The organism is Pseudarthrobacter sp. L19 (assembly GCF_050859435.1).
Lineage (GTDB): Bacteria > Actinomycetota > Actinomycetes > Actinomycetales > Micrococcaceae > Arthrobacter.
In genome coordinates this window covers 2310474-2323979 of sequence record NZ_CP193935.1, presented here as the reverse complement: position 1 = coordinate 2323979, position 13506 = coordinate 2310474, and the positions used below count along the sequence as shown (strand labels likewise).

Annotated in this window: 11 protein-coding genes and 2 pseudogenes; 1 reads left to right on the top strand and 12 read right to left on the bottom strand. The window is 72.3% G+C overall.

Annotated features, from left to right (window positions below):
* Nucleotides 1-13 precede the first annotated feature (13 nt).
* The 10 genes and pseudogenes from ACRQ5B_RS11095 to hemE all read right to left on the bottom strand — a co-directional run bounded on the left by ACRQ5B_RS11095 (nt 14) and on the right by hemE (nt 9682).
* The gene (locus tag ACRQ5B_RS11095) at nt 14-1147 is read right to left on the bottom strand and encodes an LLM class flavin-dependent oxidoreductase (protein WP_432393858.1); all 1134 of its coding nucleotides are present in this window, start codon (nt 1145-1147) and stop codon (nt 14-16) included.
* Nucleotides 1144-2127: a porphobilinogen synthase gene (gene hemB, locus ACRQ5B_RS11090; RefSeq protein ID WP_432393856.1), complete on the bottom strand. Its 984-nt coding sequence runs from the start codon at nt 2125-2127 to the stop codon at nt 1144-1146. The genes ACRQ5B_RS11095 and hemB overlap by 4 nt, the downstream gene beginning before the upstream one ends.
* A gap of 10 nt (nt 2128-2137) precedes the next feature.
* Complete coding sequence (locus ACRQ5B_RS11085) at nt 2138-3064, bottom strand: uroporphyrinogen-III synthase (protein WP_432393854.1); 927 nt, start codon at nt 3062-3064, stop codon at nt 2138-2140.
* 17 nt (nt 3065-3081) lie between these two features.
* Complete coding sequence (gene hemC / locus ACRQ5B_RS11080) at nt 3082-4080, bottom strand: hydroxymethylbilane synthase (protein ID WP_432393852.1); 999 nt, start codon at nt 4078-4080, stop codon at nt 3082-3084.
* The gene (locus ACRQ5B_RS11075) at nt 4077-5378 is read right to left on the bottom strand and encodes a ferrochelatase (protein WP_432393850.1); all 1302 of its coding nucleotides are present in this window, start codon (nt 5376-5378) and stop codon (nt 4077-4079) included. The genes hemC and ACRQ5B_RS11075 overlap by 4 nt, the downstream gene beginning before the upstream one ends.
* Entirely contained in the window at nt 5375-6076 is a 702-nt protein-coding gene (hemQ, locus tag ACRQ5B_RS11070; protein WP_290255731.1) for a hydrogen peroxide-dependent heme synthase, read from the bottom strand. Before hemQ ends, ACRQ5B_RS11075 begins: the two co-directional genes overlap by 4 nt.
* Nucleotides 6077-6178: 102 nt before the next feature.
* Complete coding sequence (locus ACRQ5B_RS11065; RefSeq protein WP_432393847.1) at nt 6179-6841, bottom strand: hypothetical protein; 663 nt, start codon at nt 6839-6841, stop codon at nt 6179-6181.
* Nucleotides 6842-6950: 109 nt separating this feature from the next.
* A complete protein-coding gene (locus tag ACRQ5B_RS11060; RefSeq protein ID WP_432398804.1) occupies nt 6951-7562 on the bottom strand; it encodes a hypothetical protein in 612 nt (203 codons plus the stop codon).
* A gap of 418 nt (nt 7563-7980) precedes the next feature.
* Nucleotides 7981-8496 (bottom strand): annotated as a pseudogene (locus ACRQ5B_RS11055) (protoporphyrinogen/coproporphyrinogen oxidase); the annotation flags it as partial.
* A gap of 53 nt (nt 8497-8549) precedes the next feature.
* Nucleotides 8550-9682: pseudogene (gene hemE, locus ACRQ5B_RS11050) on the bottom strand (uroporphyrinogen decarboxylase).
* Between the two features lie 158 nt (nt 9683-9840).
* On the opposite strand from hemE, the gene ACRQ5B_RS11045 reads away from it, so the two are divergent.
* Nucleotides 9841-11172 (top strand): glutamyl-tRNA reductase, encoded by a 1332-nt coding sequence (locus ACRQ5B_RS11045; RefSeq protein WP_432393846.1) that lies wholly within the window; start codon nt 9841-9843, stop codon nt 11170-11172.
* 76 nt (nt 11173-11248) lie between these two features.
* Here ACRQ5B_RS11045 and ACRQ5B_RS11040 read toward each other — a convergent pair whose 3' ends face one another.
* On the bottom strand, nt 11249-12250 hold the full coding sequence (locus tag ACRQ5B_RS11040; RefSeq protein WP_432393844.1) for an SDR family NAD(P)-dependent oxidoreductase: 1002 nt from the start codon (nt 12248-12250) through the stop codon (nt 11249-11251).
* Between the two features lie 11 nt (nt 12251-12261).
* Nucleotides 12262-13473 (bottom strand): molybdopterin-synthase adenylyltransferase MoeB, encoded by a 1212-nt coding sequence (gene moeB / locus ACRQ5B_RS11035; RefSeq protein ID WP_432393842.1) that lies wholly within the window; start codon nt 13471-13473, stop codon nt 12262-12264.
* Nucleotides 13474-13506: the final 33 nt, after the last annotated feature.

Sequence of the window (13506 nt, the reverse complement as noted above, 5' to 3'; positions counted from 1 at the left end):
GAATCCTATTCTTTCAGTTCCGGGAGCCGGGGGTCCGGCTGCCCGTCTCGGTCTCCCCGGCCAGCAGGACGGCGACGCGCGGGGCCACGTCGGTGCCGAACAGCTCGATGGAGCGCATCATGGCGGCGTGCGGCAGGGTGCCGTTGCTGTACTTGAGGTCGAAGCGGTCTGCGCCCAGGTTCCGCTTGAGCAGGGCAATCTTCGCTGCCACCGTCTCCGGCGAACCGACGTAGAGCGCCCCCTCGGGACTGCACAGCTGGTCGAACTCGGCCCGGCTGCCCGGACCCCAGCCGCGTTCGGAACCAAGCTGGTTCCGCTGCGCCAGCCAGTGCGGGAAGAACTCCTCCCGCGCCTCCTCGTCGGTGGCGGCGACGTGCCCTGGCGAGTGGGTGGCGACCTGCTGCAGGGGGTGGCCGTACTTTTCCATCGCCTCCCGGTACAGCCCCGCCAGCGGCCCGAAGGCCCGGGGCGCCCCGCCGATGATGGCGAAGATGATCGGGTAGCCGTACTGGGCGCAGCGGAGCACGGACTCGGGGGTGCCGCCGACGCCGATCCAGGCCGGCAGCAGGTGGTGCTCCAGCGGCGGGTAGACGCTCAGCCCGTTGATGGGTGCCCGGGTGCGGCCCTCCCATTTGATGGGTTTCTGCGCCCGGACCTTGTCGAAGAGTTCGAGCTTTTCTTCGAACAGGACCTCGTAGTCGGCCAGGTCCAGGCCGAAGAGCGGGAAGGACTCGATGAAGGAGCCGCGGCCCAGCATGACCTCGGCGCGGCCGTTGGCGATCGCGTCCACGGTGGCGAAGCGCTGGAACACCCGGATGGGGTCATCGGAGCTGAGCACGGTGACGGCTGAGCCGAGCCGGATTCTCTTGGTGCGGGCGGCCGCGGCGGCGAGGAAGACCTCGGGCGCCGAGACGGCGAAGTCGCGGCGGTGGTGCTCCCCCACGCCGAAGGCGTGCAGCCCCACCTCGTCGGCGAGTTCCGCCTGCTCCAGCAGCTGGCGCAGCACCTGGGCGTGCGGGACGGGCTGGCCGTCCGGGAAAACTCCGACGTCGCCGAAGGTGTTCAGGCCGAGCAGGATGGTGTCCGGGCCTACCGGCGCGGTGGGGTTCGCGGCGGACGCGGGGTCCGGCTGCACTGCGTGGCTCACCGGGTCTCCTTCAGCCAGCCGGCGAGCTCGGTGGCCCAGTAGGTCAGGACCATGTTGGCGCCGGCGCGCTTGATGCCCAGCACGGACTCGGTGATGGCGGCGCGGCGGTCGATCCAGCCGTTCGCGGCGGCGGCCTCGATCATCGAGTACTCGCCGGAGATCTGGTAGGCGGCCACGGGGACGGGGCTCATGGCGGCGACGTCGGCGAGGATGTCCAGGTAGCTCATGGCGGGCTTCACCATCACCATGTCGGCGCCCTCCTCGAGGTCCAGTTCCACTTCCAGGATGGCCTCGCGCCTGTTGGCGGCGTCCATCTGGTAGGTGCGGCGGTCGCCGGTGAGCTGGGAGTCAACGGCCTCGCGGAACGGGCCGTAGAACGCGGAGGCGTACTTGGCGGCGTAGGCCACGACGGCGGTGTTGGCGTGGCCGGCCTGTTCCAGGGCCTGGCGGATGACGGCGATCTGGCCGTCCATCATGCCGGAGGGTCCGAGGACATGGGCGCCGGCCTCGGCCTGGGCCACCGCCATCTGTCCGTAGATCTCCAGGGTGGCGTCGTTGTCGACGTAGCCGTTGCCGTCCAGGACACCGCAGTGGCCGTGGTCGGTGAACTCGTCGAGGCAGACGTCGCTCATCACCACCAGCTCATCGCCCACCTCAGCCCGGACGTCGCGGATGGCCTTGTTCAGCACGCCCTCGGGATCCAGGGAGGCGGTGCCGCGGGCGTCCCGCTCGGCGGGGATGCCGAAGAGCATGATGCCGCCCACGCCCAGCTCCACGGCCTCGGCGGCGGCGCGCTTGAGCGAATCGGTGGTGTGCTGCTGCACCCCGGGCATCGACGCGATCGGGTTGGGCTCGGTGAGGCCCTCACGGATGAAGGCGGGAAGGATCAGTTCGGCCGCGTTGAGCCGGTGTTCTGCCGTCAGGCGGCGCATCGCGGGGGTGGTGCGGAGCCGGCGGGGGCGGTGGGTCGGGAAGCTCATGGCTGGTCCTTCACTGTGGTGGGCGGTCGGGGAAAGTGTGCGGGCGGTCCGGAACCAGGGCGTGGACGACGGCAGCCACCAGCCCGGAGGCGGTGGGCTCCTCGGCGACGGCGGCGACCTCCAGGCCGAGCGCCGCGGCCTGGGCCGCCGTCGAACGGCCGATCGCCACGAGCCGGCACTCCCCCAGCGGGGTGAGCCCGGAGTGGATCCGCCGGGCGGCGCTCGGGGAGGCGGCGACGACGGCGTGCAGGGTGCCGGCGTCCACCGCATCCCGGGCCTGCGCCGGGGTCAGGACGGGGGCGCCGTGTCCGGGCTCCCGGTCGGCGGATCCATCGGTGGTGGCGGTAGTGGTGATGCGCCGGCGCGGGTCGGCCGGGTAGTCCACCGTGCGGTAGGCGGTGACCGCCTGGACGGCGGCGCCCCGGGCGGCGAGGCCGCGGCGCAGCGCCGGATCAGCGATGTCTGCCTGGGGCAGGAAGACGCTGCCGGCACGGGCGGGCCAGATGTCCAGCAGGCCCGCTCCTGACTGTTGCCCGGCCGGGGACAGGTCGACGGGGATGTCCAGGGCTTCGAGGACGCGGCGGGTGGCCGGGCCGATCGCGGCGATCTGCAGGCTGCCGGGAAGCCAGGCGTTGAGCGCGGAGCCACGCTCGGCGGCCAGTTCCTGGAGGACCTGGACCGTGGTGACGCTGCTGACCACCAGCCAGGTGTAGGCGCCGGCGCCGAGGGCGTCGAACGCCACGCCCAGGGAGTGCTGGTCGGCGGCCTGTTCGAAGTCAATCAGCGGCAGCAGTAGCGGCTCGGCGCCGGTGGCGCGCAACGCGGACACCAGCGCGCCGGCCCGGTCGGGGCTGCGGGTCACCAGCACGCGGGCGCCATCCAGCGGCCGCGGCACGGCGGTGCCGTCCGCCCCGGAAGTGGCGCTGCGGCGTCCCATCAGGCTGGTGGTCCTCCTCAGGAAGCGGTCAGGTCGGCGATGTCCGCCGCGCCGGCCGCGAGCAGTGCCTCGGCGAGCTCGATGCCGAGCAGGGTGGCGCCCACCTCGGTCAGCCCGTCAGTGGCCTTCTTGTCCCGGACGCTGGCGGTGCCGTCGACGGCGCAGACGACGGCGTCCAGGTGCAGCATGCTGCCCTTGCGGTAGGCATAGGCACCCACCGGGGCGGCGCAGCCGGCCTCGAGCCGGGCCAGCAGGGCCCGCTCGGCGGTGACGGCCAGGCGGGTGTCCGGGTCATCCAGCGCCGCGAGGGCCTGGGCAAGGACGCCCTGGGAGCCCTCGGTGGACCCGGCCTTGCGCGGGGCATCGGGGGTGCGGCACTCGATGGCCAGCGAGCCCTGCCCGGCGGCGGGGAGCATCACGTCGGGGTCGAGGTATTCGCTCACGGCGTCCAGCCGGCCGATGCGGTGCAGTCCGGCGGCGGCGAGCACGACGGCGTCGAGGTCGCAAGACTTGCCCGGCACCACGGCGTCGGTGGCGTTCCCCGGCAGCCCGGGCACGCGGCCCAAGCGGGTGTCCACGTTGCCGCGGATGTCGCGGATGTCCAGGTCCGGGCGGGCGGCGCGCAGCTGGGCGGCGCGCCGCGGCGAGCCGGTGCCCACCGTGGCGCCGGCCGGCAGCTGGGCCAGGGTGAGCCCGTCCCGGGCGCAGAGCACGTCCCGGACGTCCACGCGCTTCGGGGTCGCGGCCAGGCTCAGGCCGAGGGCCGGGCCGACGGGCAGGTCCTTGAGCGAATGCACGGCCACATCGCAGGCGTCCTGGAGCAGGGCGTCGCGGAGGGCGGCGACGAAGACGCCGGTGCCGCCCATCTGGGACAGCGGGCCGGTGAGGACGTCACCGTCGGTGCGGATGTGCACCAGCTCCACGGGGAACCCGCCGACGGCCGCCAACTGGTCCGCGGTCTGCTGGGTCTGGGTGAGGGCGAGCTTGCTGGCCCTCGTGCCGATCCGGACGGTCACGGCGCGGCGTGCCCGGTCGCTTTGCCAGCCTCGGCGGCGTCCGGGTAGGGATCGTGGCCCGTGCCGACAGTGGTGTCGGCGCCGGAGATCGTCGGCTTCTCACCGCGGAAGTTGGCGCAGCAGCCGGGGCGGCAGACGTCGTACCACGGGCCGAGCTTGGTCAGGTGCGGACGCTCGGTGATGGTGTTGGAGCTGGTCCGTTCGGAGATCAGGTCCACGATGCCGGCGACGAACTTGCGGTGCGTACCCGGGGTGGGGACGCGGGTGGCGGCGACGCCGAGCTTTTCGCAGGTCTCGAGGGCCTCGGTGTCCAGGTCCCAGACGACTTCCATGTGGTCGCTGACGAAGCCGAGCGGCACGATCACGACGCCCTTGACGCCCTGGCCGGCCAGGTCCTCGATGGCGTCGTTGATGTCCGGCTCCAGCCACGGCACGTGCGGGGCGCCGGAGCGGGACTGGTAGACGAGGGACCACGGGGCGGTGTCACCGGTCTGGGCCTCGACGCGGCGGATGACCTCGCCGCCGGTGGCGAGGTGCTGCGCGGCGTAGGCGGAGTCCTGTTCGAACCGGCGCGGTTCGCCCTCGGAGCGGCCGGACGCCTCGGCGTCGCGAGTGGGGATGGAGTGGGTGGCGAAGAGGATGTGCACCGGGGCGTCCGGCGTTCCGGCGGTGGCCAGCTGGGCGCGGACCTCGGCCAGGCCGGCGGCGGTGCCCTCGACGAACGGTTCGACGAAGCCGGGGTGGTCGAAGTACTGGCGGACCTTGTCCACCTCGAGCTTGCCGTCCAGGCCGGTCTCGGTCAGGGCCATGCCGATGTCCTCGCGGTACTGGCGGCAGCTGGAGTAGCAGGAGTAGGCGCTGGTGGTGATCATCAGGACCTTGCGGTGCCCGGCGTCGTAGATCTCCTGCAGGGTCTGCGGGATGTAGGGGTCCCAGTTGCGGTTGCCCCAGAACACCGGCAGTTCGATGCCGCGCTTGGCCAGCTCGGCCTCCATGGCGGCCTTGAGCTCGCGGTTCTGGGCGTTGATGGGGCTGATGCCGCCGTTGGCGCGGTAGTGGTGCGAGACCTCTTCGAGGCGCTCGTCCGGGATGCCGCGGCCGCGGGTGACGTTGCGCAGGAACGGGATGACGTCGTCCTGGCCCTCGGGGCCTCCGAAGGAGGCGAGGAGCACGGCGTCGTAGTCCTTGGGGGCCATGCGGCCCGCCTCGGTGACGGGGTTGACGGAGGTCAGGTCGTTCTCAGCGGTCACGTTGCTCTCCAGCGTCATTGCGGTTTCCTTGGGATCGAGCGGGCTCATGCGAGGACTTCCGCGACCTCGGCGGCGCTGACGCGGCGGCCGGTGTAGAACGGAACTTCCTCGCGGACGTGGTGGCGGGCTTCGGTGGCCCGCAGGTGGCGCATCAGGTCCACGAGGTCCACCAGTTCCGGAGCTTCCAGGCCGAGGATCCATTCCCAGTCGCCGAGGGCGAAGGAGGACACGGTGTTGGAGATGACCTGGGGGAAGTCGCGGCCCAGGAGGCCGTGGTCGCGGAGCATGGCGCCGCGCTCGGCCTCGGGCAGCAGGTACCACTCGTAGGAGCGGACGAAGGGGTAGACGCAGAGCCACTCGGCCGGTTCCACGTTCCGGGAGAAGGCCGGGGTGTGGTTCTTGGCGAATTCTGCCTCGCGGTGGACGCCCATGGCGGACCAGGCGATCTCGGTGCCGGCGAAGAGCTTACTCCGGCGGATGTCCCGGATCGCGCGCTGCAGGGCCTCGGGCTGCGGGCCGTGCAGCCAGACCATGATGTCCGCGTCAGCGCGCATGGCGGAGACGTCGTAGCTGCCGCGGTGGATCACGCCGTCCTCGGCAAGCCGGCCGAGGAGCGCCTCGAAATCCTCGGCCGCGTCGCCGCTGCGGAGGACGTCGGAGGAGCGCTTGAAGACTGTCCAGAGCGTAAAGAACTGCTCGGCTGATTCTTCGGTTTTGGTGACAGATTCGGCAGAAGTGTGGCTCATATGTACCAGTCTGCCCCCTCCCCGAGATGAAGTCGAAACAGGGAACTTCTACAGGCCGTAGAAGTGATCAACATCACACGTGTGGCCTCTGGGCCGGGCGTGTCAGGCCCGTCGCATCCGGAGGTAGACGGCGCCGGCGCCGAGGGAGACGGCCACCAGGCAGATGCCCCAGCCCACCAGGGCGGATCCGCCGAAGGGCTGCACATCGGAGGCGGCCTGCATGCTGTCGCCGGACCGGGCTCCAGCTGCCGGGGCGGCCGTCGCGGCGGCCCGGGTGCTGGCCGACGTCGGGCTGCCCGCGGGCGTGGGCGTCCCGGCGGCGCCGGGGGTCGCTGTCGCCGTGGCGGTGCCCGGCGCGGCGGGGGCTTCGCTGAAAGCCGGCACCGGTGCGATGCCCGCCCCGGCCGCCGGGGAGGCGGGGACAGCGGGAACCGCGGGGGCCGGGACAGCCGGTGCCACGGTTCCGGGAGCGGCGGGAGCCGGGGTTCCGGGTCTGGCGGGAGCGGGTGCCGACGGTGAGGAGGGCCGGCTGGGGGTGCCGCTGGGCGCGGGCGAGGAGGACGTCGGCGGCGCGGTGCTCCGGGTAGGGGTGGGGGTGGGGCTGGACTCGTCGTCGGCGGTGGGCGTCGGCGACGGGCTCCACGAGCCGCTCAATCCGTCGATGAGGCCGCCGAGCCCCACGGAGACGGACGCGGTGGGGGCATCGGGGCTCGGTGTGGGCGTTGCAGCCTGGGTGGCGGGGACTCCCGCCGTAAGGACCAGCACCGCTCCGAGCGCCGCTGCTGCCGTGCCGCGCCGGAGTCCCCCATGGCCGGTCGGCGAACTACAATCTTCGGACCTGTGCGTAACCATGGTCATCGACTGTAGCGGCCGGTCAGTGGGCGGGGAAAATTTGCCGAACCGTTATTTTCCCGCTAGCGGAGGCACGTCCGGAGCCGCCACGGGAGGCCGCGGGGCCGGGTTCAGGGTGCGGAATTCCGGGCGTCGGCGTGCAGCAGCGGGGCGATCTGGCGGGGGTGTCCGCGACGATCGCGGCGAGACCGTTGCCGGCCACCCAGCCGCCGACGACGGCGAGGTCCCCCTCCGCGGCGCAGAGTTCCCGGACCCGGGCCACGCGTTGTTTGTGGCCCAGGGACGCGAACGGCAGGGCACCCGCCCAGCGCACCACATCCCACCCGACGAGGTCGTCGCGGGAGAGGCCAACGCCCAGCAGCGTGGAGGCGTCCCGGAGGGCCGCCTCCAGCAGGTCCGCCTCGGTGTCGGGTTCGGGCCTTGCGCCGGCGGGTGCGCTCTCCGGGGCACCCGTCGTGGCGCCCCGGCCGTAGGAGAGCCGGAGGACGTGCAGGCCCGGGGCGGTGGATTCGTCCAGCCAGGCCCATTTGGCGGTGGCGTGGGTGAGGGCTTTGGCCTGGATGCCGGGGCTTTGCGGGGCCACCAGCACCCCGGTGCCGCGCGGGGCGGTGTCCAGCTCGGGCCGGTCCAGCACCAGGGTGACCAGCTTGACGTCCGGGCCGGCAGCGGGACGCAGGGCGGTGATTTCCGGTAGGACACCGGAGAGCAGGCCGACGGCGGCCGGGCCCTCGACGGCGACGACCAGCCGTTCGGCGTCGTACTCCTCTCCCCGGCGGTGACCTGCCAGCCGGTGAGGGTCCGCCGGACCGCGGCGCCAGGGGTCCCGCCGCGGAGCGTGACGCCCAGGTCCGTGAGTTCGGCCAGCAGCGCGGTGACCAGCGTGTACATGCCGCCGCGGAGGCCGGCCACGGCGGAGCCCGCCTTCTGCAGGGCGGCGCTCCCTCCGGGCCCGCAGGGGTGGCGGGGGTGGACGCCCGGCGCTGGGCCTTGACCGCAGCGGCGAGGGATCCGTGGGTGCGCAGCCCGGCCCGCAGGCCGGGTGCCACCATGTCCACGTCGAGCAGTGCCGGGTCCGCCGAGTGCACGCCGCCCACCACCGGCGAGACCAGCCGGTCCAGGACGCGGCGGCCCATCCGGGCGCGGACCAGGGCGGCAACGCTGGTGGCGGCGCCCCCGGTCCCCACGGACGCCGGCAGGAGCGTGTCGACCCAGGCGCGGAGCGAGCCGGCCAGGCCCAGGGTGCGGCGGACCTCGGGGTCCCAGGGGTTCGCCGGGATGCCCAGCACGCCGGTTTTGGGCAGTTCGCGCGGGCCTTCGGGCAACTGCACCCAGGCCCCGCCCGGGTTCGGGGCGACGATCTGCGGCCCCAGGCCCAGTTCACGGGCCAGCGCGGCGACGGCGTCGGAGCGGGTGGCGAAGGATTCGGCGCCGCTGTCCAGGGTCAGGCCGGCGACGACGTGGCTGCCGACGCAGCCGCCCCAGGTTCCTGTGGCCTCGAGCACCGTGGTGCGGACGCCGGCCCCGGCCAGTTGGCGGGCAGCCAGCAGTCCGGAGATGCCGCCGCCCACCACCACCGCGGTGGCGGCGTGGGTGGCGTGGGCGTCGTCGGGGGCCACGGGGCTCACTCGGGGGCGATGGAGTGGATGAGTTGCACCACGCGGGTCAAAACGTCCGGGTCGGTTTCCGGCGGGACGCCGTGGCCCAGGTTGAGCACGTGGCCGGGGGCGGCGGCACCGGCAGCGATGACCTCGCGGACGTGAGCCTCAAGCACCTCCCACGGGGCGGCCAGCAGGGCCGGGTCGATGTTGCCCTGCAGCGGCACGGTGCCGCCCAGGCGGCGGTTGGCCTCGTCCAGCGGCAGGCGGTAGTCGACGCCGACGACGTCCACGCCCACGTCGCGCATGGCGACCAGCAGTTCCGAGGTTCCGGTGCCGAAGTGGATCAGCGGGGCGCCGAGGTGGCGGACGTGGTCCAGGGCCCGGGCCGAGGCGGGGGCTACAAAGCGGGTGTAGTCGTTCAGGCCGAGGGAGCCGGCCCAGGAGTCGAAGAGCTGGGCGGCGGAGGCGCCGGCCTCGAGCTGGGCCCGCAGGAACATGCCGGAGGCGTCGGCGGCCCAGTTGGCCAGCGCGGTCCAGGTTTCCGGGTCAGCGTGCATCATGGTGCGCGGGCCCAGGTGGTCGCGGGAGGGACGGCCCTCCACCATGTAGGCGGCCAGCGTGAAGGGGCCCCGGCGAAGCCGATCAGCGGGGTGGTGCCGAGCTCGGCGACGGTCAGCCGGACGGCCTCGCGGATCGGTTCCAGCGCCTCCCAGGTCAGGGTGGGCAGGGCCGCGACGTCGGCGGCGGTGCGGACCGGGGCGTCCAGGACGGGTCCGACGCCGGGGACGATGTCGACGCCGACGCCGGCCAGCTTGAGCGGGATGACGATGTCGGAGAAGAAGATCGCCGCATCGACGTCGTGCCGGCGGACCGGCTGCAGGGTGATTTCGGAGGCCAGCTCGGGGCGGAGGCAGGAATCCAGCATGGCCACGCCCTCGCGGACCTTGAGGTATTCAGGCAGCGAACGGCCGGCCTGGCGCATGAACCAGACGGGACGGCGGGAGGGGGTGCCGCCGCGGTAGGCGGTGATCAGCGGCGACCCGGAGGTGCGGCCGTCCATCAGGGGGTGGCCGGCGTCGAGCCCGCCCTGGGCGCCGGGGGTGCCGTCCGTTCCGTCCAGTGTCGAGTCGTGGGGTGCCGCCGCGCGTGAAGTCATGCCTTTGATTCTGCCCAAAACCGGCCCCAAAAGATAACGACAGGCTGTCAAACGGCGGCCGCGGGCGGCCGATGTGCTGCGGCTCACAGCCGGGAGTGCCCAGTCCCACGTCCGGAAACTCTTCTACCGGAGCACGAAAAAGCTATGATGGTCGTGCTGTGGTTCTTTTCTCATTGGTGGCTACACACGCCGACATCGATCTCGAGACCGTTGCTCAATTGAGCACCGGTGCCTCCGGCCTTGCCACTTCAGCCCTCGCAGAATCCCCCGCCGTCGCCGGCGCCGTGGTGCTCTCCACCTGCAACCGGTTCGAAATTTACGGCGAGGCACCGAACCCCGACGACGTCGAGGCGGCCCGCGCCGCCCTGATCTCCCGGATCAGCGACACCAGCGGCCTGAACAAGCAGCTCGTCTCCCGCGCCTTCAACACCCGCACCGGCGCCGACGTCAGCCGGCACCTCTTCGCCGTCAGCTCCGGCCTGGACTCCGCCGTTGTCGGCGAACGCGAAATCGCCGGCCAGGTGCGCCGCGCCCTGATCTCCGCCCAGCACGAGGGAACCGCCAGCTCCGGCCTCGTCCGGCTCTTCCAGGCTGCGTCGAAGACCGCCAAGGATGTGGGCGCGCAGACCGCCCTCGGCTCCCGCGGCCTCTCGATCGTCTCGGTCGCCCTCGACCTGGCCACCGATCTCTCCGAGAGCAACGACTGGGCCAGCAAGAAGGTCGTGGTCTTTGGCACCGGCGCCTACGCCGGCGCCACCATGTCCCTGCTGCGGGAACGCGGCTGCACCGACATCTCCGTCTTCTCCTCCTCCGGCCGCGCCGCCGGCTTCGTCGCCACCCGCGGCGGGACCGCCCTGGACAGCGACTCCCTGCCGGGCGCCGTCGCCGCGGCGGACGTCATGATCGGCTGCAGCGGCTCGGACAGCCGGGTCGAGGCCGATGAGCTGGCCCGCATCCGCTCGGCCTCGCCGCAGCCGCTGATCGCCATCGACCTGGCGCTCACCCACGACTTCGATCCCGCGGTGGCCGAGCTCGACGGCGTCGAACTCCTCACCCTCGAATCTGTCCGCCTCGCCGCGCCGCAGGAGCAGGCCGAGTCCCTGACCCAGGCCAGCGGCATCGTGGCCGGGGCCGCCACCGCCTTCGAGCAGGAGCGCGAGGCGCGGTCCGTGGACTCCGCCATCGTGGCCCTGCGCCGGCACACCATGGACGTCCTCGACGCCGAGATGGAGAAGGTCCGCGCCCGGCACGGCTGTACCGCCGCCGCCGAGGAGGTCGAGTTCGCCCTCCGACGCATGGTCAAGCAGCTGCTGCACGTCCCGACGGTCCGCGCCCGTGAGCTGGCGGCCAACGGCCAGCAGGCCGACTACGTCGCCGGCCTGGAGGCCGTCTACGGGATCACCGTCGAACAGCCCGCCCAGCCTGCCGCCGGCAAGGCACCGCGCGCCGCGGAGGCCGGCTGCCCGGTGGACCGAAGCGAATCCGCCTGACCGGACCCCAGCCTGGCCTTTTCGCCTGACCGGACCCCGGCTGACCCTCCCTGCCTGGCCTTCCCGCGAACGCCGCCTACGCGAACGCGTTGATCCCGGTCAATTCCGCCGACTTCTGCCACAGCTTTTCCGCCGCCCCGCGGTCGATCGCGTGGGCATCAACGCCGCGGACCCTGGCCTCCGGGGAGCCCGGAACGGTGGGCTCCGCGATGTCGCAGTCCTCGCAGTAGACCCCGCCCATTCCCGTCAGCCGCGGAGAGGTGGCGGCCCAGACCGAGGTTGCCGCGCCCTGCTCCGGGTTCTTGAAGCGTTCGTTGACGTTCCCGGCCTCGTCCATCCAGCCGGAGGCAATCATTTCCTCGCGGGGCAGGTGGCGCTGCAGTTCGGTCATGATGCCGCCGGGGTGCACGGCGAAGGCACGCACCCCGGCGGATTTGCCCAGGGCGTCGAGTTCGACGGCGAAGAGCGCATTGGCCGTCTTGGCCTGGCCGTAGGCCTGCCACTTGTCGTAGCCGGAGTCGAAGTTCAGATCCTCGAACCGGACCGGCGAGAGCTTGTGGCCGGTGGAGGACAACGCCACCACCCGGGCCCCGTCCCCGGCGGACAGGGCGGGCCACAGGAGGTTGGCCAGGGCATAGTGGCCCAGGTGGTTGGTGGCGAACTGCGCTTCCCAGCCGGGCCCGACGCGGGTCTCCGGGCTGGCCATGATGGCCGCGTTGTTGATCAGGATGTCCAGGCTGCCGGCGTCGCCGAGGAAACCGGAGGCGAGGAAGTCCGCCGCGAAGCTCCTGACGCTGTCCAGGTCGGATAGGTCCAGTGCGGCCACGGCCACGCCGTCGAGGCCGGCCTGATCCAGCACCTCGCGGGCGTGATCGGGCCGGCGCGCCGGGACCATGACCTTGGCGCCGGCGGAGGCCAGGGCCCGGACCGTTTCGAGGCCCAGCCCGGAATAGCCTCCGGTGACGACGGCGGTCCTGCCGTGCAGGTCGATTCCCGCTACCGCTTCGGCCGCCGTCGTGCGGGGCCCGAATCCGGAGCCGAGGGGGTGCTGCGGGGTGGTGCCGTTGTCCGTGACCATGGAGTTGCCTTTCAGTAGACGGGTTTGCCGGGCTCGACGTCCCGGACCCAGGCGAGGATGCCGCCCTCGAGGTGGCTGACGCGCTCGTATCCTGCGGCGCGGGCGGCGGCCAGGACGGCCGCGGACCGGGTGCCGGCCTTGCAGTGGAACACGATGTCCGTGTCCTGTGGCAGCTCGGCCCACGCCTCGCCGGCGAGGATCCGGCCCTGCGGGATGAGCCGGGCGCCCTCGATCCGGACGATGTCGTACTCGCCGCTCTCCCGGACGTCCACCAGCTCGAACTGCCGAAGCCCCGCGTTGCGGGAGGCGAGCATGGTGGCCAGCTGGGTGGCGGTGACCGTGTGTTCGGTGCCGGCGTCGGCGGCCGGAGTGATCCCGCAGAACGCCTCGTAGTCGGTCAGTTCGGTGACCCGGGGCGCGTCCGGGTCGCGGGAGACCTTGATTTCGCGCCAGCTGCCGCCCAGGGCGTCGAAGAGCGCCACCCGGCCCAGCAGGGAACGGCCGACGCCGGTGATGAGTTTGACCGCCTCGGAAACCATCAGAGAGCCGACGGCGGCGCACAGCATCCCGAAGACGCCGCCCTCGCCGCAGGAGGGGACGGACCCGGCTGGGGGCGCCTCGGGGTACAGGTCGCGGTAGGTGGGACCGTGCTGCTCCCAGAACACGCTGACCTGGCCGTCGAAGCGGAAGATCGACCCCCAGACGTAAGGCTTGCCCAGGATGGCAGCCGCGTCGTTGACCAGGTAGCGGGTGGCGAAGTTGTCCGCCCCGTCGATAATCAGGTCGTATCCCGCGAAAAGCTCCAGGGCGTTGGACGCGTCGAGCCGGACGTTGTGCAGGCGGACGTCAACGAGGGGGTTCAGCGCGGCGATTGCGTCCCGCGCCGACTCGGTCTTGGGCCGGCCGACGTCGGCGACGCTGTGGATCACCTGGCGCTGCAGGTTGCTCAGGTCGACGTCGTCGTCGTCGATGATCCCGAGCGTCCCGACGCCTGCGGCCGCCAGGTACAGCAGCGTGGGCGAGCCGAGGCCGCCGGCGCCGATCACCAGGACCTTGGCGTTCTTCAGGCGGCGTTGGCCCAGGGATCCGATCTCCGGAATGATGAGGTGGCGGGAATACCGTTCCACCTCCGCCGGGGTGAGGTCGGCGGCCGGTTCCACCAGCGGGCCGGGAGCCTGGCCGGCTGCGGCGGGAGTGCTGTTCTCGGTCAACTTCGAAGCCATACTTCAATCTATGCCCGAAGTTGCCGCCAGTCA